We start from the raw sequence: 22173 nt of genomic DNA, 5'->3' as shown, positions 1-22173 counted from the left end.
CTGATGATCTATTTTCTCATGCCATCAACTTAATAAAAAGAGTTGATTAATCGTTATACACAAAAGAATGTCATTAAGAGGGGGGTGGTTAACGGTGATGTAAAATTATAAAATAATTATTCATACAGTGGTTGACGGATGTTAAAACCGGCTGTATTATTCGCGCCATCTTGTTGAGACACAGAAGAACGAGACGGGGTATAGCGCAGTCTGGTAGCGCGCCTGCTTTGGGAGCAGGATGTCGGGAGTTCGAATCTCTCTACCCCGACCATTTAGTTAGATTGAAAAATCAAAGCTAAAATCATATGTGTCTTTATTGGATTGGGGTCTAAGCGCCCATAGCTCAGCTGGATAGAGCAACGCCCTTCTAAGGCGTGGGTCTCAGGTTCGAATCCTGATGGGCGCGCCATTAAATTGGCTTGAAACAAGATCTTAGAAAGTGTTAGTGTAATAAATGTTAATGGTAGTAAGATAGAAAATACAGTAATGGTGGGCGTAGCTCAGTTGGTAGAGCTCAGGATTGTGATTCCTGCGGTCGCGGGTTCAATCCCCGTCGCCCACCCCAATTTTAAATGCTTTTAGGGCTTTTAAAATTTAGAAATTAGTGTATAGTTCTCAAAAAATGCGAAAGTGGCGGAATTGGTAGACGCGCTGGATTTAGGTTCCAGTATCGTAAGATGTGAGAGTTCAAGTCTCTCCTTTCGCACCACTCCTTGAGTGGTATCCTCCAAATAAAATCATGAGTGTTCAGCTCAAACTTATTAAAAATCAATTATTTATTATATTTCTAATTATCTCTTGGGATATACTTCTCTATAGTGCGTATTTGTGCGCCTTTAAGGTTGTGCCTAGGTGGTAATTTAAAATATAATCGCCTGTTTTATCATACGTGGTTTAGCGAAATCGCAGTCAGTGCATTTCCGGAGTTTCGGTTCTCTGTCAATTATATAACCCGTTGGCAGTTGCAGGTGTTTAGGTGTGTCCTTTAAAGGTATATCTTGACCTTGGGTGTTTGGTAGTGATCTCATGTCCCGGATGGGGTGAGGCTAGGCTTTACTTTTTAAGTAATAATTACAAATTAGATTCGAGGATCTTCCATGCAAGTTTCCGTTGAAACGACGTCTTCAATCGAACGTCGCATGACTATCGGTGTTCCTGCGGAGCAGGTAGAAAGCGAAGTACAAAAACGTCTACAGCAGACGGCAAAGACTGTTAAAATTAATGGTTTTCGTCCAGGTAAAGTACCTTTTAGCGTCGTTAAAAAGCGCTACGGTCAGGGCGTTCGTCAAGAAGTTCTTGGCGAAGTGATGCGCAATGCTTATGTAGAGGCGTTGGCAAAAGAAGAAATTAACCCTGCTGGTTACCCTAAGTTTGAAACTAAATCAGTAGAAGATGGTAAAGATCTGGAGTTTGTAGCTGTTTTTGATATCTACCCAGAGTTTGAGCCAGCAGATATGTCAGGTATTTCTATTACGCGTGAAACTGCAGAAATTAAAAAAACTGACATCAAAAATATGATCGAAGTGTTGCGTCTACAGCATGCAACGCCAAAGTCGGTAAAGCGTAAAGCTAAGAAAAAAGATGTATTGACTATCGACTTTAAAGGGTCTGTTGATGGCGAAGAGTTTGAGGGCGGAAGCGCTGTAGACTCAAAAGTTACCATCGGTTCTGGTCAAATGATCCCAGGCTTTGAAGATGGGTTGGTTGGTGCTAAGCCAGGTGATGAGCTTACATTAGATGTAACCTTCCCAGAAGATTATCAAAATAAAGAATTAGCGGGTAAGGCTGCTCAGTTTGCAGTAACCGTTAAGTCAACTGAAGAAATGGTTCTGCCAGAAATGGATCAAGAATTTTTCTCTAAGTATGGCATTGAAGATGCTGACGAAGAGAAATTTACTGCTGAGATCTTAAAGAACATGGAGCGTGAGCTTGCTCAGGCTGTTAATAACAAGGTTAAGCAGCAAATTGTTGATCAATTAGTTGACGTTAACGAGTTTGATGTTCCTGGTGCTATGATCGATCAAGAAGTTGACCGCATGCGTGAAGATGCTGTACGTCAATTTGGTGGTGGTCAAATGAAGGCTGCTGATTTGCCAGCTGAGCTTTTCAAGGATCAAGCTGAAAAGCGTGTTAGAACAGGTCTTATCTTTTCTGCTATCGTTAAATCAAATGACCTTAGTGTTGATGCTGAGAAAGTTGATGAAAAGATTGCTCAGATCGCAAGCACTTATCAAGACCCTGAACAGGTTATTGAGTATTACAAGGGTAACCAAGAGCAGATGGCTCAGGTTCAATCTGTAGTATTAGAAGATCAAGTGGTTGAGCTTGTGTTAGGTAAGGCAAAAGTAGAAGATAAAAAAGTAAGTTATGAAGATGCTGTTAAGCCTGCTCCACAGCCTGGTGCTTAATAGTAATCTAAATAAACGAAGAAAATGCTGAATATTTTTAGAATTTAGCTAAAATTAAAACAGCCGGTGACTATCCGGCTGTTTTGTATTTTAAGGGAAGTGTTTTTATCGCTTTTTTTGTGTTTTTTGGGGGAATTATAAAAATATGAGTAATCAAAAGATTATCGGAGACGTTTCAGGTATTGATCCAAGCAGTGCTTTGGTGCCTATGGTTATTGAGCAAACTGCGAGAGGGGAGCGTTCTTTTGATATCTATTCCCGTCTGCTTAAAGAGCGGGTTATATTTCTAGTTGGTCAGGTAGAAGACCATATGGCTAACCTTGTTGTTGCTCAGTTACTATTCCTCGAGTCGGAAAACCCAGACAAAGATATCCATTTATATATAAATTCACCAGGTGGCTCAGTAACTGCTGGGATGTCTATTTATGACACAATGCAGTTTATTAAGCCTGACGTATCCACTATGTGTATAGGTCAAGCGGCAAGCATGGGTGCGCTTTTGTTAACCGGTGGTGCTAAAGGTAAGCGTTACTGTCTTCCGCATTCACGAATGATGATTCATCAGCCTTTAGGTGGGTATCAGGGGCAGGCTACTGATATTGAGATTCACACAAAAGAAATACTGACTATTCGCGAAAAATTAAACAGAGTTTTGGCTGGCCATACAGGTCAAGATATGGAAACTATTGCTAAAGATACAGATCGTGATAACTTTATGGATGGAAATGCCGCTGTAGAATACGGTTTAATCGATTCAGTACTTGATAAAAGAGCGTAGAGTAACCAATATTAAGCTTATAGCGTATTCAAGTGAATTGTTTTGAATGCGTTTCAGGTTTGAGTAAATTGTTTTCAGCGCTAAACTGTTACTGAAAACAATCTAAGAATAATGGTTTTGTCTCAGGTGTTGCTAATTTTAGCGAATGTTGTGGCAACGCCAGACAAAGACAATAAAGAATTTAGAGGTAGTCGAATGGCTGACGATAAAAACGGTAAAAGCGAAGATAACGGTAAACTGCTTTACTGTTCTTTTTGTGGAAAAAGTCAGCATGAGGTCAGAAAGTTAATTGCTGGACCTTCTGTTTTTATATGTGATGAGTGCGTGGATCTTTGCAACGATATTATTCGTGAGGAAATCCAAGAAAGTAGCACAGAAGAGAGTAGTGATCGTCTTCCTACTCCGCAAGAAATTAAGTCAACGCTTGATGATTACGTAATTGGTCAAGATCGGGCTAAAGTTGTTCTTGCTGTTGCGGTCTACAATCACTACAAGCGCTTACGGTTTGATGATAAAAAATCAGATATCGAGTTGGGTAAGAGTAACATTCTGCTTATTGGTCCTACTGGTAGTGGTAAGACGTTGCTTGCAGAAACGTTGGCGCGCTTGCTTAATGTTCCATTTACCATTGCTGACGCTACAACACTGACTGAAGCCGGTTATGTTGGTGAGGATGTTGAGAACATTATTCAGAAGTTGCTCCAAAAATGTGACTATGATGTTGAAAAAGCTCAGCGCGGAATAGTATATATTGATGAAATCGATAAGATTTCACGTAAGTCTGACAACCCTTCTATTACTAGAGATGTATCTGGTGAAGGTGTGCAACAGGCATTATTGAAGTTAATTGAAGGTACTGTTGCTTCGGTACCACCGCAGGGTGGGCGTAAGCATCCTCAGCAAGAGTTTTTGCAGGTTGATACGTCTAACATACTGTTTATTTGTGGTGGCGCGTTTGCAGGCTTAGACAAGGTTATCAGTGATCGCTCCGAAAAGAGCAGTATCGGTTTCTCTGCAACAGTTAAAGGGAAAGACGATGTTAAGAGCTTCGGTGACATGCTTAAGGATGTGGAGACAGAAGACCTTGTTCGATACGGTCTTATTCCTGAGTTTGTGGGTCGCTTGCCGGTTGTGGCAACACTGACAGAACTTGATGAGGATGCGTTGATTGAGATTTTAACAGAACCTAAAAACTCATTGACTAAGCAGTATCATAAGTTGTTTGAAATGGAAGGTGTTGAGGTTGACTTTAGAGAAGATGCTTTGCGTGCTGTTGCTAAAAAGGCGATGGAGCGAAAGACGGGTGCTCGTGGGTTGAGATCAATTCTTGAAAATGTGCTTTTAGATACGATGTATCATATACCTTCTGAGACGGGTATATCTAAAGTCGTGATTGATGAGAGTGTCATTAAGGGGGATTCTGACCCGATAAAGATTTATGAAAATACTGAGCAGGCGAAAGCTGTTCCAGATGATTAATTCTTTATAATATCTATAAAAAGGGCCTTCTGGCCCTTTTTTGTATTTATAGATTAAATCGTCTGTAAAAACATACTAGCCCGTCTATAGTTAAACTCATCTATAAGTCCTACAATCTAATCAGTTTTATGGTTGTATTCTCCATCTTTGCCCCCATTTAGGATTCATTGTATGGAAATTGCCGAATAAATAAGTCGTCCAGGGGACATCTATGACAGATATTGATAATCCAGTGACTCTAACTGCACGTGAGCTACCCGTTTTACCACTTCGAGATGTGGTTGTTTTTCCGCATATGGTGATACCGCTTTTCGTGGGTCGTGAAAAGTCCATTGAGGCTTTAGAGTTTGCGATGGAGAGTGATAAGCAGATACTGCTCGTTGCACAAAAAGACGCTGGCGAAGATGATCCGAAGCAGGGTGATGTATTTGACATCGGAACTGTTTCAACCATCTTACAGATGCTTAAGTTGCCTGATGGAACTGTAAAAGTATTAGTAGAGGGTGGGGCTCGTGCAAAAGTAAACTCAATGGTTGAGGATCGTTTCTATACGGCTAATATAACTCCATTAGATGAAACAGAGTTGTCTGAAGAAGACTCCACTGCCTTACTCAGAACCTTATCTAGCCAATTTGAGCAGTACGGAAAGCTAAGTAAAAAGATTCCAGCTGAAATTAGTTCATCCTTGTCGAGTATTAGTGATCCAGGTCGATTGGTTGATACCATTGCTGCCCATCTTGAATTGAAGATCCCAGAAAAGCAGGAGTTGCTTGAAGAGCTTAGCATTACTGATCGTGTAGAGCTTTTATTAGCAAGAATCGAAGGTGAGCTAGATCTCATTAAAGTTGAAAAAAGAATTCGCGGCCGCGTTAAAAAGCAAATGGAAAAAAGCCAGCGAGAATACTATCTGAATGAGCAAATGAAGGCTATTCAGAAAGAAATGGGTTCTCTCGGTGAAGCAGGCAATGAATTTGATGATATAGAGCAAAAAATTGCCTCATCAGGCATGACCGGTGAAGCAAAACAAAAGGCTGAGACTGAGCTTAATAAACTTAAAATGATGTCGCCCATGTCGGCAGAGGCTACGGTTGTAAGAGGCTATATAGACTGGCTTACGGGGCTGCCGTGGAAAAAACGCAGTAAAGTTCGTAATGATATAGATAAAGCCAGAGAGATTTTAGATGAAGATCATTATGGTCTCGAAGAAGTTAAAGATCGTATTCTTGAATATTTAGCGGTCCAAGGGCGTGTTAAAAAGCTGAAGGGGCCAGTGCTTTGTTTGGTGGGCCCTCCGGGTGTTGGTAAAACATCTTTAGGGCAGTCTATTGCTAAGGCTACTAACAGAAAATATACCCGTATGGCGTTAGGCGGCGTTCGAGATGAAGCTGAAATTAGGGGGCATCGAAGAACATACATAGGTTCAATGCCGGGTAAGCTAGTTCAGAAGATATCTAAAGCAGGTGTTAAAAACCCATTATTCCTATTAGATGAAATTGATAAAATGGGTATGGATCAGCGTGGAGATCCAGCATCTGCATTACTTGAGGTGTTAGACCCAGAGCAGAATCATACGTTTAATGATCACTATCTAGAAGTTGATTATGATCTCTCGGATGTAATGTTTGTTTGTACATCTAACTCTATGAATATTCCAACGGCCTTGCTAGACCGAATGGAAGTTATCCGTATTCCTGGGTATACAGAAGACGAAAAGGTGAATATTGCGCAGCGTTACTTGATTCCTAAGCAGCAAGATAATAATGGCCTTAAAAAGAACGAAATATCGTTCACTGAACAAGCCGTTAAAGAGATTATACGCTACTACACAAGGGAAGCTGGTGTTCGTGGCTTAGAACGTGAAGTTGCTAAAATATGCCGAAAAGTAGTGAAAGAAAATACCTTGCGTCACAGTCATGAATTGATTGCTATAACGGATGACAATCTTGAGCAGTATTCGGGTGTCCGTAAATTTAGTTATGGCGTTGCTGACGAAGAAGATAGTGTGGGGCAGGTAACAGGTCTTGCATGGACTCAAGTCGGCGGAGAGCTTCTTACAATCGAGTGCACGTCTGTTAAAGGTAAAGGAAAGACCATAAAGACAGGGTCGCTGGGTGATGTAATGCAAGAATCAATTCAGGCAGCCTTAACTGTCGTTAGAAGTCGAGCGATGGCATTAGGAATAGAAGAGGATTTTCATGAGAAAAATGATATCCATATTCATGTTCCTGAAGGTGCCACACCGAAGGACGGTCCGAGTGCGGGTATTGCTATGTGCACAGCATTGGTCTCTTCTTTGACGGGTATTCCTGTTAAGTCGGAAGTTGCCATGACAGGTGAGATAACGCTCCGGGGTCAAGTGCTTGCGATTGGTGGACTTAAAGAGAAATTGTTGGCTGCTCATCGCGGTGGGATTAAGACTATTATTATTCCAGATGAGAATAAGAAAGACTTGAAAGAGATTCCCGATAATATAAAAGAATCCTTGAATATCATCCCTGTTAAGTGGATTGACGAAGTTTTGGAGGTCGCGTTGGCTTATCAAGCAAAACCCCTTACCAGTGAAAAAAGTCCTTTAAAGTCTAAAGATGGAGGTTCAGATGATGAAAAGGATGGAAAGGAACGAATAAATACGCATTAGGTGCTTTGGTCGCTTGACAGGCCTTTCAACAAGTTGGTATAAAATAAAACGCCGTTAAGCAGCCAAAATAAGGCCTCGGGGGCTCATTTAAATATTTTCTGTTAAAAATATTAAATAGAAATCGTAGAAACTGAAAACTGAAATAAATACGTATAACACGATGCTCCTATGGTAGCCTTTGCTTCTTGGAGATTTATAATTTTGTGATTCGTTTTTTCTGTTAATTAAGATATAAAAAAAGGGGTTAAGTGTGAACAAGTCTGAACTTATTGACGCAATTGCTGCATCAGCAGATATTTCTAAAGCAGCTGCAGGTCGTGCATTGGATGCAATGACTGATTCTGTTACTACTGCACTTAAGGGTGGGGATCAGGTTACTCTTATTGGTTTTGGAACTTTTTCTGTCAAGGATCGAGCAGCGCGTACTGGTCGTAACCCACAGACAGGTGCAGAGATTCAAATTGCAGCTGCAAAAGTACCAAGCTTTAAAGCGGGTAAAGCGTTAAAGGATGCAGTAAACTAAGCATACCTTTAGGTTGTTATTTAAAAGGCGCATTCTTTGGATGCGCCTTTTTAGTTTGAATATAGAAATAGATACTCATTTGTTAAAGTAAGAATATAGCTCGGGGGAGCCATGCTTCAAGATATAAGAGATAATGCTCAGAGTACGGTTGCAAAAGTAATTGTAGGGCTAATAGTGCTAACGTTTGCCTTATTTGGGGTTGACTCTATTGTTGGTGGTTTTGGTGGCGAGCCTGAGGTCGCAGTCGTTAACGGTAATGATATTAAAGAGACTGATTTTTTACGTGCCGTTGATATTAAAAAGAGACAAATTCTTGGGCAAATGGGTGAGGACGCTGATCCTGCTTTAATTGATGATCAGAAACTTAAACAATCTGTGCTCGAAGGGCTTATTGATCAAGAAATACTATTACAAGACGCAATAGGGCTAGGTGTCTATATTTCTGATCAATCTATCAATTCGCTGATAACGGGGATTAATCAATTCAAAGTAGACGGCCAATTTGATAATGATTTATTTTTAGCCTCTATAAGAAACTTTGGGATGACCACTCAAACGTTTAAAGAGTCAATTAAGAAAGAAGTTCTAATTTCTCAGCCTAGAAACGCAATAATCTCAACGTCGTTCATATTGGATGATGAATTCAATAGAGTGATAGAGATTGACAGGCAGACACGCAATTACTCGCTGGCTAAATTTGATCAGTCTGATTATATCGATGCTGTAAATGTTGATGAAAATGAGATTGAGGCTTTTTATGAGTCACACAAACAAGACTACGCGACAATTGAATCTGTGGATGTTGAATACTTACAGCTAGAAAAAAATGCTCTTCTTGAAAAAGTTGAAGTGACTCAAGAAGAGTTACAAAAAGCTTTTGAGCGAGAAGTTGAAGCATTTGAAGGGTTGGAGGAGCGTAATGCTTCCCATATTTTAATAGAGATAAATGATGACGTATCAGATGCTCAGGCTAAAGCGTTGGCCGAAAAGCTAAGTGCGCGTATTGCAGAAGGCGAGTCTTTTGAAGCGTTAGCAAAAGAGTTCTCTGATGATATTGGTTCGGCTGCTCAGGGCGGAAGTCTTGGCTTTGCTTCGAAAGGTGCATATCTACCTGCGTTTGATGATGCTCTTTTTGCTTTGTCTGAAGGTAGCGTTTCGAAACCAGTATTAACCGAATATGGTTATCATCTTATCAAGCTTGAAGACGTTCAGATGCAGCCTATCCCAACATTTGAAGAAATGAGATTTTCAATTGAGGCGGACATAAAGGCAGAGAAGGTTGAAGCGTTATATGTAGAACTGAGTGAGCGGTTAGCAGACCTTAGTTACGCATCGTCTGACCTTAGAGAGCCTGCAGACGAGTTAGGTTTGGATATTAACACTGCAGAAAAGGTGTCGGCACTTAGTATTGAAGGGCTGTTTGGGAACCCTAAAGTTCAGAAATCACTTTTCTCCGCTGATGTTATTAAAGACGGTAATAACAGTGAACTTATTGAAATAAACTCTGAAGCCGTCGTTGTGGTTCGTGCTGCTAATCATTACCCTGCATCACAGAAAGGGCTTTCTGAGGTTAGAGATGAAATTGTAGCTGAACTTAAGCGGAAGAAAGCAACTGATGAAGCCATTTCTGCAGCGAATAAAGCAACTGAGGCGTACTTGTCAGGTAATGAAGATACTGCGGGTCTAGCTTGGGAGTCGTTTAAGGACATCAAAAGAAATGATTTTGAAGTTAACCCTGAGTTAATTAAATTTATCTTTTCTATGCCTGCAGCAACTGATGCAGATAAGTCGGTATCAGGGATTGATATAGATGGGGACTATTTTGTCGTTAAGCTAGATAGTGTCAATGTGCCAAATGTTGATGACGTAAAGGCAGCAGAGCGTCAGGCCATTAGGCGAGTAATTGGTGGCGGGTTAGGGAATGCCGAATACCAAGTATTCCAAACAGCGTTAAGAGCGAAGGCAGAAATCGAAAAAATTTAAGTTTTTCTACCGTAATAGAAGCGAGGCTAAGGCCTCGTTTTTTTTATTTTAAAGAAAATAGATAGAGGGTTCTCCGGCTTAAACGGTTTAAAAGTACCAATATCGAGACGCCCTTCACGTTACGTGCGTACCCCAATATAGTTTTGTGTACTGGTTATCTTTAACGTTCATCGAATTAATGTATCTTTAAGTAACAGCAAGTTACTAAGGTTATTGAGTGGAACGCATCAATACATAATAAAAAACCTTATTTAAAAAAATTAACAAAAGGATTCTCGAATCTAATGATTCTTGTACTTGTAGGCTCTGTTCTAGCCTTTACTATGATCCAAGAGGCGAGTGTGATTGAACCTCACCAAAAAGGATTAGTGTTGTATGAACGCTCTATTAATAATGACTCTACTTTTATTCAGGAGAGGGTGATAGTTGAGCCCCTATCTGAATTAAGATTCAGAAATATTACTCGTCAAGCTTATGACTATAGTTGTGGTTCTGCTGCATTGACTACGGTTCTTGAGTTTTACTTAGGGCGTAAATTTCAAGAGCGCCAAGTAATGGAGGGGTTGCTTCATTATGGTGAAAGTGAGCGAATTGTAGAGCGTCGAGGGTTTTCGATGCTAGATATGAAAAGGCTGGTAACGGCTTTGGGTTATCCAGCTGGTGGCTTCAAAGCAGAAATAGAAGATTTAATAGAGTTGGATCACCCCGCAATTGTTCCTATTCATCATGCAGGTTTTAAGCACTTTGTGGTCGTTAGAACAATAAAGGACGGTCGCGTATATATTGCAGACCCCTCTCAAGGAAATATAACGTTTACAATTGAACGTTTTAAAGAAAAGTGGGATCAGAATGTTCTTTTTGTTGTTTTCCCTGGTAACTCAAAGCCTATAGATGGCCTTGAATTAAGAGAAGAAGACTTACGCTTTATAGATGACCAAACAATCACTTATCTTGCATTTCAACAGTTTCCTGAATTTGATTTACCGCTTGAACATAAAATTCAGAATGAACTTGAACGTCAAAAGAATAATGCAGATGGAACAATTGATAATGCTGTGAAGCATCTTCACTATAAAAGACAATAAATTTAGTTAAGCACTTACATAAAATAATTAATTATTAAAAAAGGGATCAGGAATGAACCGTTGGGTAGTACCATGTTGTTTCTTATTTGTGTCAATACTCTCTTCTACGGGCTCTTGGGCTGAAGAAAAATCCAGTGTTGATAAAGCCAGAGAAGCTCTTACAAAACAGGAAGGGGATTCTGACTCAGCTAAACAACTTGAAGAGGTCTTTCAAGCAGCTGAGAAAAATTACTCTCTCCTAAAGAAAGGTAAGCAGTCCATGAGTTATAGTTTTGACTATAGCTATTTTGGCGATCAGCGATTTGACATCCAGATTGTCAATAACTCTGTGAGGAATTTGGATGTTACACCGGCGGCAACACACTCCTTTACTAACTCGTTCTCTTATGACTATGGTCTATTAAACAATTTGACTGTTAGTGCTCGACTTCCTCTTGTGTCTAAGTTTGATACTCAAGATGAATTATCCACAACAGACCTTGGTGATATGAGTTTCACCCTAAGGTGGCAGCCACTTGCTTATGTACCAGGCAAGCCTTCTATTACGTTGTTTAGCTCAGTCAAAACTAAAACGGGTGTGAGCCCTTATGAGATTGACCTTAATAGACAGCTTTCTACGGGTAGTGGTTATTATTCTGTATCCGGCGGCTTGAGTACGTCAAAGGTCATAGATCCAGTTGTACTCTTTGGCTCTTTAAGTATGACCTATAACTTTGAACAAGAAGATTTGAATCAAGTTAGGGGGGCTAGACTACTAAGATCGGTTCAGCCAGGTATTAGTTTCTCGCTCTCAGGTGGCTATTCTTACTCTCTTTCCTATGATACGTCTTTGAGTGCATCAGTACAGATAAGTTACTCTGATGAGACAACGCTCAAATTTAATGACGGTTCTGTTGCAAAAGCGCAGGATCAAGTTAGTGGCATCATCAACTTCTCTTTAGGCAACCGTATTAGTGAAAAGACCATTCTTAACACAAATATTGGTTTTGGCTTAACAGAAGACTCCCCTGATATCCTAGTTGGTTTTTCTCTGCCTATTAATTTAGCCGGGTTAAAGGACGAATAATAAATAAATTGGGAAGAGATGTTGCTAATGATAAGTGTTAGACGTAACAGCTGTAAATTGTTACAGGCCATAGCTTTGGTTAGCTTGGGTATGCCTGCAATGGCACAAATGACCACTAATTTGACCGGCCCTTCTAAGGCCATGTCATTAGGTAATGCCGTTACAGCAGATACACCTGGCGTTTTTGCTATTCAATATAACCCTGCTGGTTTGGCTAAACTTAAAGGCCGTCAGTTTCAGTTTAATTTACTGAATGCCTATATGGATATTGATGCAGATTTTATAGCGCCACCTGGCTATGAAATTTTTGGTATCGATGGCCTTGGGTATGATGAACAGAAACAACAGCAAAAGGATTGGGTTGCCAATAGTCACAGCCATACAAATACAGTAGCTGCTTATATACCCGGGTACGGTATGCAAAAGCTCCCTCGAGGTCCGGGTGTTTTGCCTACTATGGGTTTTTCTATAAATGCGCCAGGGTCAAAGTTTACGTTTGGTAACGCATTTTACTTACCTATGTTTGCGGGTTTCTACCGTGATTTGGGTGACCCAGGCGTATATATGCCTAAGGCTACCGCGATGCAGCGTGTGACCTATTTATCACCTACGATTGCTTATGAAATCAATGACGACTGGTCAGTGGGGGCGGGTATTCAATTCTCACACCAAGCCATTGCTGCTGACCAGTATATGCGTGCACCAAACATGCTGTTAGGTGTTGCAGAGATACTTCAGGACGCTTTTAACTGTGAAAGTGGGAATGAGCCTTTAGCGCCATTTATCGCACTTTGTGGGGGTAATGTAGGACCATGGGATGATGTGGGTGCCATGAGCCTTGATCTTCAAGAAACCTTATCTCCTACTTACTCATTAGGTGTCATGTGGGAACCCACTGACTGGTTTTCATGGGGAGCTTCCTATTACAGTGAAGCCGACATGAACCTTAAAGGGACCTTTGAGCTTAACTATACCAACGATTGGTCAGGCTTTTGGCAAAGTCTAAATAGTTCGATTATTGGTGCAATCAGTGCTGCTATACTGAGTCTACCTTCAGGTGCGCCTCGTGAAGCGGGTAATGTATCAATGAAGCTAACATACCCTCAGCACTTTAAAACGGGTATCAGCCTTAAAGTACATCCTAAGTTAACAATGAATGTTGATGTAGGTTATTATGATTGGAGTACCTTTGACGCACTAAATCTTCAGTTTGATAGAAATCTTGAGTTCTTGGGGGCAGCTAAAATATTGTCTCCTGATAATGCAACCTCTAATACTTTGAGTCTGCCTCTTAACTGGACGGATGAGTGGAACATAGGTATCGGCTTTGAGCATCACGTTACGTCTCGTCTAGATCTACGAGTAGGTGCTGAGATACGTGACTCTATCACTCCAGACGATCAGCGAAGCCTCTTAGGGGTATTTGGTGATTCAATACTATGGGGGGCAGGTCTTGGTTACAGGTGGGATAAAGATACGGATGTAGATTTCCACATCTCTTATCTTCAATCTGTTGAGTATATTCCGGCAAATGGAAGTTGTAACTTAAACTGTGATAATCTTACTAACATTATCTATAACCCTTACGCGGGGCTAGATGTGAAGACATCACTTAGATTTGCATCACTAGGTTTCTCGTTTACTACGAAATTTTGATGAATAGTTACCCTACAGTATTTGAGAGTTTTGTGTTTCGTTTAAAATTAGTGGGTTTATCGTTTGTTTTGGTTTTTTCTACCCATGTGAATGCTGAAAAGTATTTCACTTGGGTAGATGAGATGGGGCGAGTGAATCATACCGTTATTCCAGAAGAGGATAATCCACTTATTAAACCAGGTCATAAAGATAATCTGGAAAAAAAAACTGACGTAAGTGACGTCTCAGCTGTCGGCGAGTTCGAACAAGCACCTAACCCTTCTAAGCCGACCGCTCCTATTGTTTCTGAGCGCAATTCCCCCAGTATACCCACTGAGACTAATGCGACGAATGATATACCTCATTCACTTAAACTTGATGCGTCTGAAACGAGTGTTCAACCAACAGAACAAAAGGAGGCCGTTCGAAAAATAGAAATAAATGAAGCTGACTATATCGATGGAGATGTGCTGTTAGAGCAGGGTAGCGTCAGAGATGACAGTGATCTGCCATATTACACATGGACAGATGCAGAAGGGATTATTAGAAACACACCTTACCGGCCTGGCTCGTCATCAGATGCTGTAAAGCAATCTAAAGGTGGCGAAAAAGCTGAAAAAATTGAGCCTGAATATACGGTTTATGATGAATATTTAAAAGTAGATTCTTCAGTTATTGGAGGCTCTCAGCTTAAACAAAGCGAAATGGATGATTTTGCCCAAACATTGTTTTTTAGCGATAACACTGAAAACTTTATAGATACATTTTCAAAACAATGTTGTACTGATTTAGTTAAAGAGAGCCCCGAAAGCTTAAGTTTTGAAGATTCTGTTTATATTGAACTTGATAAGAATGCATCGACACACTACTTCTCGGAGGGTAAAAGTCCTTATAAGCTAGTTGAGTTACCTCATTTACAAGAACGCTATAGCTTAAAGTTAAAAACATTTATCAAAACAAGTAGTAAGACTGGGGTTAAAAATGGCGTATTTTTTCCACAACTTGTTTTTTTAAATGATGAGTTTGAAGTTCTTCGTATTGTCCGCAATCCTGTACTTGAATATGTCCCTGAAAACTGGCGTCGCCATGGCTACTTAAAGGGGTTATTTGAAATGGATGGTGGCGACAATTCACGTTATATCCTTATTAACACCACTAAAGAAAACCTAAGAGCTCGAAATCAAGTTGAAAACAAAAATACGGTTATTTTGAATAACCAAAAACTAGGCGCTATCGAACTTGAAGCATTGCGAAAATAGTCTTTAGGTATTCTGGCTAATACGCTCGCTTTGTTACATCAACCCAAGGGATTGAGATCCAGCTAAAACGACCGGTTGCAGTCGATTTAGCTGTACAGTTATAGCGAAATCTTCGTGTATTAAAGGGGGTTTCTGGACTAACGATAAACGTTTCAGTGTCGACCTTTACTTTCGGTAAAGCGCCGACCGATGAGCCGAAGCAGTTTACGTTATTAACTAAACCGTCTGCTCCATAAATAAATAGTGTGGGTGGGTTTCTACTTGTCTCGTTTATCACTCCGAAATGGGGTTTAAATTCAATATCTTCGAATGCGGTGCTGTTTAACTTTGCAGCCATTAGTGGGAATTTTCCAAACCGATTGGATGCAGGGTAGCGAGGCAGGCTTTGTAAGCTCATATTAAACCCAGTGGCACCAGATTGTTGACCAAATCCGATATAACCCATCTCTTTAAGCAGCGTGTTTGCAGGCTGGTCAAATTCCCCATAAGGGTATGCAAACAATTTTATATCCTGGTTTAACCGTTTATTAATTATCGCTTGTGCCGTTGTGATCTCATCAACAAATTGTCTTTTCCATAAGTCAGTATCAAGTCCTTCACTCATCAGGTAGCTATGTTGGTGTGTATGATTAGCAATGGTTGCACCCTGTAATTTCATTTCTCTTAATTGCTCCCAGCTGACATGTGATGCTTTTTTTGCTTCTATAGGGGCGGTATTCACAAAAATAGTAAACGGAATGTTATATTTTTTTAGTATCGGAAATGCGTTTTTGTACACAGAGATATAGCCATCATCAAACGTGATGCCGACGGTTTTATTGTCTTCTTTTTTTTGATTTTTTAAGTCTTCCACTATTGAAGGTATTGATGAAATAGAAAAGTTGTTATCAATCAAATACTGGATATGTTGTTTAAATAATGAAATAGAAGTACTTGTACTTGAAGGCGTATTATCGTCAATGTGATGATACTGAAGCACTACAGCTGCTTGAGCGGAAGAAACAATATATAGGCTCAACGCTAGAGTATTAACATAAAATAACCTGGGTAACTTTTTCATTTTATTAGCGTATATTTCCATTTTTATAATGCTGACTGAGTGTCGCCATTGCCTGATTTATCGCTTGGATTAATGTGGTAGATCCCCCCTTGTCTGGGTGATATTTTGAGGCAAGGCGTTTGTACTGTTTTTTTATTTCAGTATACGAAACAGGGGGGGATAGTTCGAGTATCCGTAATGAATCCAAATGGCCGTTAGGGTTTTGAGTACTCTTCCAAAACGAAAGTATAAGATGTTCGATTTCTTCTGATGTGATGTTTTTTAGGTTGTCTAAATTTAAGTAGTATTCAGCCAAGGGGTCGATTAAGTCAAGGGTTTGATTATGTGAGATCATGGTACTGAGTGCACAGACTTCTATGCTGAGTGGTGAAATTTTAAGATAGCCCACTTTATTACTCTGTAGCTTAATACGAAGCTTATAAAGTGCATGAAATACTAAAAAGTGCAATTGAAAGAGTTGGTCGCTTTGACTCATGCTGAGCTTATTAAGTATCTGGAAGCGGCCCGATTGCAAGCACTTTATGAGTTCATACTCTGAAATTCTCTCACATTCTGCCTGAGAAATGATGGTCTCAATAGTGTTGCAGAGTTGTGTAATAAAGTTGTCAGAAATGTCGTATGTTGAGTCAAGCATTTACAAACCGTGACTAGCTATAAGTCGTGTAATTATATTCTAGATTGATGGCTTATAAGTATGGCTAAGTTTGGGGTATTTGCTACCTAATTCATCTTTTTCTTGGGTCTATTGAGAGGCAGGTTAGCTGTGAAAAATAGGGTGGCTATCAGCATGAGCGATAATTGTGCTGGCAAGTGAGTGTTAGAAGAATAAAATTAACCTTTTATAGCGTTATTTATAACTCATATAAAAGGTTAATTTAAGCATTTATTAGCTAATGCTATCAGGTGTAAGTGTCGTACGTGTTATTTCTTTGATTCCTCCCATAAACAGTCCTGTTGCAAATTTAGCAGCCAGTACGGGGTCAGGCATTGAGGTGTTCGCGACTCGTAAGCCTATTTCATAAGCAATGCCGAAAAATGCTGCTGAAAGAAGGTTTGAGTCGATTTCTGGTATCACACCCTTTTGAATCGCATCGTCAATATCTTTTTCGAGTGTAGCGATATTGGTGCCAATTATACTTTCCCCAAATAACTCACGTATAACTCGGTTATTTTTATGAGCCAGTTGATAAACGACAGGGTCTTCTGAAATCGCCGTAAATACTGCTAAATAGGTTGAGTGTATAAAAGACTCGAGGGATTCAGAGCTTTTTCTTAACTCATCAAGGTGGGAGCCTAACCTTTCGATGTAGTTTGAGAGTAAGGCAGAGAATATAGATTGTTTATCTTCGAAATAATTATAAAATGTGCCTGAGGCTAAGCCTGTGCGTCTTATAATATCCCGAACAGTGACCTGGTCGTAACCTTTCTCACTGAAACAGTCCCTTGCCGCAGAGATGATCGCTTTCCGATTGTTAATGCGATTTAACTCTCTCTTCCCTAAGTTCTCTTTAATCATCCTTATATCCTTTATGAATTAGAGCAGAGTGATTATATATCTTTTAGTTTTTATTGCCCATAGCCGTAGATGGCTAAAGTCATAAAATGTAACGTTATTATTAATATTATCAGTAATATCAGTCGATTATAGAGGTATGATTAGGGGGGTCGATTAATGATGAAATCTTAGGTTATCGTTTAAGGTCTATATGATTTATAATCAGCGCCATTAAAATTGTGCCTAAATTGCAGGTTAATAGAGCGTTATGACAGTTTCGGTTAGCGAAGATAAAATTGAACAGCTTGAAATGAACAAGCTTCAAAAGAAGTTAAGGCATGATGTCGGTAAGGCTATTGTTGACTTCAATATGATTAGTGAAGGCGATAAGGTTATGTGTTGCTTGAGTGGAGGTAAAGACTCGTATGCAATGCTTGATATCTTGATCAATCTTCAACGAAGGGCACCTATCCGTTTTGAAATCATCGCTGTTAACCTTGACCAAAAACAGCCGGGTTTCCCTGAGGCTATCTTACCAAACTACCTAAAAACGTTAGGTGTTGATTATCATATTATTGAAAAAGATACCTACAGCATTGTTAAGGATAAAATTCCTGAAGGTAGTACAACATGCGGACTTTGTTCTCGGTTAAGACGTGGTATTTTATATAATTTTGCAGCTGAGCATGGCGTCACCAAAATAGCGCTCGGTCATCACCGTGATGACATTTTAGAAACGCTCTTTTTAAATATGTTTTATGGTGGAAAGCTGAAGTCGATGCCTCCGAAGCTGAAAAGTGACGATGGTAGAAATATAGTCATTCGGCCAATGGCTTATTGTCGCGAAAAAGATATTGCACGCTATGCTGAGATTAAACAGTTTCCTATTATTCCTTGTAACCTGTGTGGGTCACAAGAAAATTTACAGCGTAAAAAAATCAAAGAGATGTTTCAAGAGTGGGATCAACAGCACCCAGGACGCTTAGAAAGTATGTTTAGGGCTATCCAAAACGTTGTTCCTTCGCACTTAGCTGATACTACTCGGTATAATTTTGATTCAATGACGCAGGCAGAGCCTATTGAGCCATTTGAGAAACTCGATGTTCTGAATATATAAAGACTCAGCGCTAAGCAATATTAATTATGCGAGAAGGTCGCTGTTCATTTATAGGTGATGTAATGCCCAATACTAAGCGTTTATAGCTTTCACAAAAATCATGCTGATTATGGTGTGACTTTTGAGGCCGAAAGTGTCGGTGCCAATATGCTGCTAAGTATTGAATACTGTCTTCACTGAGTGCGACCTTTGCCCGCCTATAAATGCACCAAGCAATGCTGGTAGCGTATGCTAAGTTGGTGTTAAGTTCATCGTGAGGATTACTAAGAAAGGTTCTTTGGCTTGCTAGCCCCCTAATCTGGCTTGCTAAATCCGGATCAAATGCCAGATAGTTATCCCATATATCCATGTGGCGCCGTTGAGAAATATTGTACAGTCCGATCCCAGTATCTTCTTTACTAGCATCATAAGCCCTCAGTGGCGTAAGGCCAGTCTCAACAGCAGCGGTGCCTACTAGCAACTTCGCCGTTACAGCATTCGTCTCATTTAAGTATTTGAGCGTTGGCGAAATGATTTGCTGCTTTAAACTACCCGCGTCTATCAACATGATCAGATCCACATCAACCTTTACTTTAGATAAAGCAATTTATGAGCCATTAGATAGCTTAGGATAAGTTCCAATGTTCTAAGTTAGCTTCACTTCATTAAAATTATTTTAATTAACCGCTCTAACTTTCTGTTAAATAAAGTATAGGTGTGATTGTGTTTTGTTGTAGTTGTAACGAAGGATAATAATGTAAAGAATTGTAAGTTTTAGGTACTCCGAGAGGGAGAGCAGGCGACCCTTTTGGCTAAGGAGGCCGCCTATTTTATGACACTAATACTGGGTCCTCAGGAACTGAGGGCTTTAGAGCTTAATCTTAACCGTAAATGCACCTCTAATATCACCCTCTTTAAAGCCTGTTGCAGTGTCATTAGGGTAGAGGGCTGAAATTTTTTCCTTTAAGTCTGGTTTAACAGTGCCGCCATGACAGGCAAGGCATCCTGCTTGTGTTGGGATTGCTTTCATAAATCTAAATATTTTTTCTCCATCAATAACGGTGATAGCGCCATGCTCTAGCATCGACATATCAACACCTTCATTTTTTTGTTGTTCAAATGAGGCTAATATTTGACGCTCCCAGCTGTCAGGGGCGTTTGATGAGTTTCTTGGCTTCAAGCTTGTTCGTCTAACATCAATATCTTGGTCTGTTGATACTGATGTTGTGATGATAGGGGCTTCGATATTACATACTTCAAGTGCAGCTGAAGGCCCCTTAGCTTTCATTGTCGAAGTTAGTGTATGTTTTAACGCTGAACCAAGCTGCTTAATTGCCACCTTGCTTTGCTGGGTTAGCGACTGAAGATCGTCATCAGCATTGACGGTCTGACTCATTATTAGACCAGTAAGTAGGGTTGTGAAAATGCTCAATTTTGTTGTTTTATGTATTAAGTCCATAGGGGGTTGACCTATATTTACATGTCAGTTTAGTTATATATCTAAATGGTTATGTAAATATACTACAAAGAAATAAGGGGGTATAGATTTAAATCAAGTGATTGGGCTTGTGCTACTCCGCCACAATCAGATAATGCCACTATGCAGCAGATCTCATTTATACTGGCGCCACTACGCCTTACCAAAGCAGATGCTGTGCTGATCGTGTGTCCAGATATAACAACGTCATCAAATAAAAGCACGTTATCAGTACTTTCACACTCATCTTCTCTTATATAAAGCGCCTCATAATTAATGCCAGGGTGTAGTTCTTTGTACCATTTTTCTGGGGTTCGTTTATATTTTCTGATGAATGATAAGGGGCAATTGAGGCCGTAAGCGACTGCTGATGCGAAAGGTAATGCATTTGTTTCTATAGCAACGATTCGATCAATATTGGCATCGATGTAATGTTGAACAAAACCATCAATGACCATTCTGAATGCTTTTGGGGTCGATATTAATCTAGAAAGATCAATATAGCTGATGCCTTTCGTTGGGAAGTCGTTATAACGGGAGATTAAAGACTTAATAAGATAATCATCAAAAACCATAGTGTTCACCTTAACCGTTAATAGCCATTAGTGCTAAACAAATGGAATAGAAATACTAGGCGTTGTTATAAGTAAGTATAGATTAAGTTAGGTTAACTTGGGGAAAGATATAAAGATACAAGCGAGTAACGTGTTTTACTACGCGACTCGCTTAGACGTCGTTAAATTATTTACAGCAGGACGCTAGATGATTCTAGAATAGCCCTTTTGTATTTCTTCAGCAGGAATGTATTTATCAAATACTTTACAGATTGCACGTATTAGAAGTCGCCCACCGGGTTGTACGTAAATGGTATCACCCTCGATATTTATAAGCTTGTCAGTCACGTACTGAGATAAGCGGCTCATTTCATCTTTAAAGTATTCAGCAAAAACTAAATTGTGTTGTTTTTCAAACGCGTTCATATCAAGGCTGAAATGACAGATAAGCTGCATAATCGCATCTTTTCGAATTAAGTCGTCATCAGTAAGCCAAACACCACGTTTTACTGGCAGTAAGTTGTCGTCAATAGCTTGATTGTATTCTTCAAGATCATGGTGGTTCTGGTAATAACATTGACCCACTTGACTGATAGATGAAACGCCCATACTGATTAAGTCGCAGTCGCTGTGAGTTGTATAACCCTGAAAGTTGCGATGTAACTTACCGTGTTTTTGTGCGATCGCTAATTCGTCATCTGGCTTAGCAAAGTGATCCATACCGATATAAACATAACCGGCATTCAATAGCGTTTCGATGGTCTCATGCAGAATGACAAGCTTTTGATCAGGTGTTGGTAAATCTTCTTCATTGATTCTTCGCTGAGGCATAAATCTGTGGGGCATATGCGCGTAGTTAAATACAGATAGCCTGTCTGGGCTCATATCAAGTACACGTTGGACTGTCTCAGCAAACGTTTCAGGTGTTTGAAAGGGGAGACCGTAAATAAGGTCAAGGTTGATAGACTTAAACCCTAGTGCTCTACCGGTATCAAGTACAAACCGTGTTTCTTCCTCTGACTGTACGCGGTTAACGGCTTTTTGAACTTTAGGGTTAAAGTCTTGAACACCTAATGAGATCCGATTGAAGCCAATTTCTCGAAGGGTTTTTAAGGTCTCTTCGCTGGCTTCTCTTGGGTCAATTTCAATCGAGTAATCGCCACTATCATCATCAAGTAATTTGAAGTTTTTACGCAATTCAGACATTAACTCACGCATCTGTTCATCGGCTATGAATGTGGGTGTACCGCCACCCCAATGCAACTGCTCTACAATGCGATTTTCGGAGAATAAATCTGATTGCATTTTAATATCTTTATACAGGCGATCTAGATATGGCTGTGCACGATCGCGATGCTTAGTAATCACTTTGTTACAAGCACAGTAGTAGCAAACATGCGCGCAAAAAGGAATGTGAACATACAGTGATAACGGCGCGTCGCTATTTCTGCACATGTCAGCGGCAGATACGCAGTCCTTGGCGCCAAACTCTCCATCGAATTGAACCGCTGTTGGGTATGAAGTGTATCTTGGACCAGAAAGGTCGTAACGCCTGATAAGATCTTCATTCCAAACTAACTTGTCGATATTGTTCATATTGAAGGTTAACCTGATAATAGGTGAAATAGGTATAAAAT

18 protein-coding genes and 4 tRNA genes are annotated in these 22173 nt (G+C 40.0%); 15 read left to right on the top strand and 7 right to left on the bottom strand.

Going from position 1 to position 22173, the window contains the following annotated elements; genetic code table 11:
* Nucleotides 1-194 precede the first annotated feature (194 nt).
* From NKI27_RS11340 to NKI27_RS11275, 14 genes are all read left to right on the top strand, one after another.
* Nucleotides 195-271: transfer RNA gene (locus NKI27_RS11340), tRNA-Pro, on the top strand.
* A 61-nt stretch (nt 272-332) separates the two neighbouring features.
* Nucleotides 333-409 (top strand) — tRNA-Arg (locus tag NKI27_RS11335).
* Between the two features lie 80 nt (nt 410-489).
* Nucleotides 490-565, top strand: a tRNA-His gene (locus tag NKI27_RS11330).
* 59 nt (nt 566-624) lie between these two features.
* Nucleotides 625-709, top strand: a tRNA-Leu gene (locus NKI27_RS11325).
* Nucleotides 710-1097: 388 nt separating this feature from the next.
* On the top strand, nt 1098-2408 hold the full coding sequence (gene tig, locus NKI27_RS11320) for a trigger factor (protein WP_265046163.1): 1311 nt from the start codon (nt 1098-1100) through the stop codon (nt 2406-2408).
* A 145-nt stretch (nt 2409-2553) separates the two neighbouring features.
* Nucleotides 2554-3186 (top strand): ATP-dependent Clp endopeptidase proteolytic subunit ClpP, encoded by a 633-nt coding sequence (clpP, locus tag NKI27_RS11315; RefSeq protein WP_265046162.1) that lies wholly within the window; start codon nt 2554-2556, stop codon nt 3184-3186.
* Between the two features lie 195 nt (nt 3187-3381).
* Nucleotides 3382-4665, top strand: coding sequence for an ATP-dependent Clp protease ATP-binding subunit ClpX (clpX, locus tag NKI27_RS11310; protein ID WP_265049507.1), 1284 nt, complete (start codon nt 3382-3384; stop codon nt 4663-4665).
* Nucleotides 4666-4876: 211 nt separating this feature from the next.
* A complete protein-coding gene (lon, locus tag NKI27_RS11305; protein WP_265046161.1) occupies nt 4877-7303 on the top strand; it encodes an endopeptidase La in 2427 nt (808 codons plus the stop codon).
* A 250-nt stretch (nt 7304-7553) separates the two neighbouring features.
* The gene (gene hupB / locus NKI27_RS11300) at nt 7554-7826 is read left to right on the top strand and encodes a nucleoid-associated protein HU-beta (RefSeq protein WP_265046160.1); all 273 of its coding nucleotides are present in this window, start codon (nt 7554-7556) and stop codon (nt 7824-7826) included.
* Nucleotides 7827-7937: 111 nt separating this feature from the next.
* The gene (locus NKI27_RS11295) at nt 7938-9809 is read left to right on the top strand and encodes a SurA N-terminal domain-containing protein (protein ID WP_265046159.1); all 1872 of its coding nucleotides are present in this window, start codon (nt 7938-7940) and stop codon (nt 9807-9809) included.
* 284 nt (nt 9810-10093) lie between these two features.
* Nucleotides 10094-10894: a C39 family peptidase gene (locus NKI27_RS11290; protein WP_265046158.1), complete on the top strand. Its 801-nt coding sequence runs from the start codon at nt 10094-10096 to the stop codon at nt 10892-10894.
* Nucleotides 10895-10946: 52 nt separating this feature from the next.
* Nucleotides 10947-11960, top strand: a complete 1014-nt coding sequence (locus NKI27_RS11285; protein WP_265046157.1) for a transporter — start codon at nt 10947-10949, stop codon at nt 11958-11960.
* A gap of 27 nt (nt 11961-11987) precedes the next feature.
* Nucleotides 11988-13616 (top strand): OmpP1/FadL family transporter, encoded by a 1629-nt coding sequence (locus tag NKI27_RS11280; protein WP_265046156.1) that lies wholly within the window; start codon nt 11988-11990, stop codon nt 13614-13616.
* The gene (locus NKI27_RS11275; protein WP_265046155.1) at nt 13616-14854 is read left to right on the top strand and encodes a MalM family protein; all 1239 of its coding nucleotides are present in this window, start codon (nt 13616-13618) and stop codon (nt 14852-14854) included. The genes NKI27_RS11280 and NKI27_RS11275 overlap by 1 nt, the downstream gene beginning before the upstream one ends.
* 16 nt (nt 14855-14870) lie before the next feature.
* Here the strand turns inward: NKI27_RS11275 and NKI27_RS11270 are convergent, their stop codons facing one another.
* The 3 genes from NKI27_RS11270 to NKI27_RS11260 form a co-directional block, all read right to left on the bottom strand.
* A complete protein-coding gene (locus NKI27_RS11270) occupies nt 14871-15914 on the bottom strand; it encodes a polysaccharide deacetylase family protein (RefSeq protein WP_265046154.1) in 1044 nt (347 codons plus the stop codon).
* A gap of 4 nt (nt 15915-15918) precedes the next feature.
* On the bottom strand, nt 15919-16548 hold the full coding sequence (locus NKI27_RS11265; RefSeq protein WP_265046153.1) for a DNA-J related domain-containing protein: 630 nt from the start codon (nt 16546-16548) through the stop codon (nt 15919-15921).
* Nucleotides 16549-16800: 252 nt separating this feature from the next.
* Entirely contained in the window at nt 16801-17430 is a 630-nt protein-coding gene (locus NKI27_RS11260) for a TetR/AcrR family transcriptional regulator (RefSeq protein ID WP_265046152.1), read from the bottom strand.
* A gap of 247 nt (nt 17431-17677) precedes the next feature.
* Here NKI27_RS11260 and ttcA point away from each other — a divergent pair, with 247 nt between their 5' ends.
* Nucleotides 17678-18526, top strand: coding sequence for a tRNA 2-thiocytidine(32) synthetase TtcA (ttcA, locus tag NKI27_RS11255; RefSeq protein WP_265046151.1), 849 nt, complete (start codon nt 17678-17680; stop codon nt 18524-18526).
* 10 nt (nt 18527-18536) lie between these two features.
* Here the strand turns inward: ttcA and NKI27_RS11250 are convergent, their stop codons facing one another.
* The 4 genes from NKI27_RS11250 to hemN form a co-directional block, all read right to left on the bottom strand.
* Nucleotides 18537-19073: a hypothetical protein gene (locus NKI27_RS11250; protein WP_265046150.1), complete on the bottom strand. Its 537-nt coding sequence runs from the start codon at nt 19071-19073 to the stop codon at nt 18537-18539.
* A 300-nt stretch (nt 19074-19373) separates the two neighbouring features.
* Complete coding sequence (locus tag NKI27_RS11245) at nt 19374-19901, bottom strand: Tll0287-like domain-containing protein (protein WP_265046149.1); 528 nt, start codon at nt 19899-19901, stop codon at nt 19374-19376.
* 125 nt (nt 19902-20026) lie between these two features.
* Entirely contained in the window at nt 20027-20557 is a 531-nt protein-coding gene (locus NKI27_RS11240) for a phosphoribosyltransferase family protein (RefSeq protein WP_265046148.1), read from the bottom strand.
* A gap of 183 nt (nt 20558-20740) precedes the next feature.
* The gene (gene hemN, locus NKI27_RS11235) at nt 20741-22132 is read right to left on the bottom strand and encodes an oxygen-independent coproporphyrinogen III oxidase (RefSeq protein ID WP_265046147.1); all 1392 of its coding nucleotides are present in this window, start codon (nt 22130-22132) and stop codon (nt 20741-20743) included.
* Nucleotides 22133-22173 lie beyond the last annotated feature (41 nt).

It is taken from the genome of Alkalimarinus alittae, from assembly GCF_026016465.1.
Lineage (GTDB): Bacteria > Pseudomonadota > Gammaproteobacteria > Pseudomonadales > Oleiphilaceae > Alkalimarinus > Alkalimarinus alittae.
This window is presented reverse-complemented; position numbering and strand designations above follow the sequence as displayed.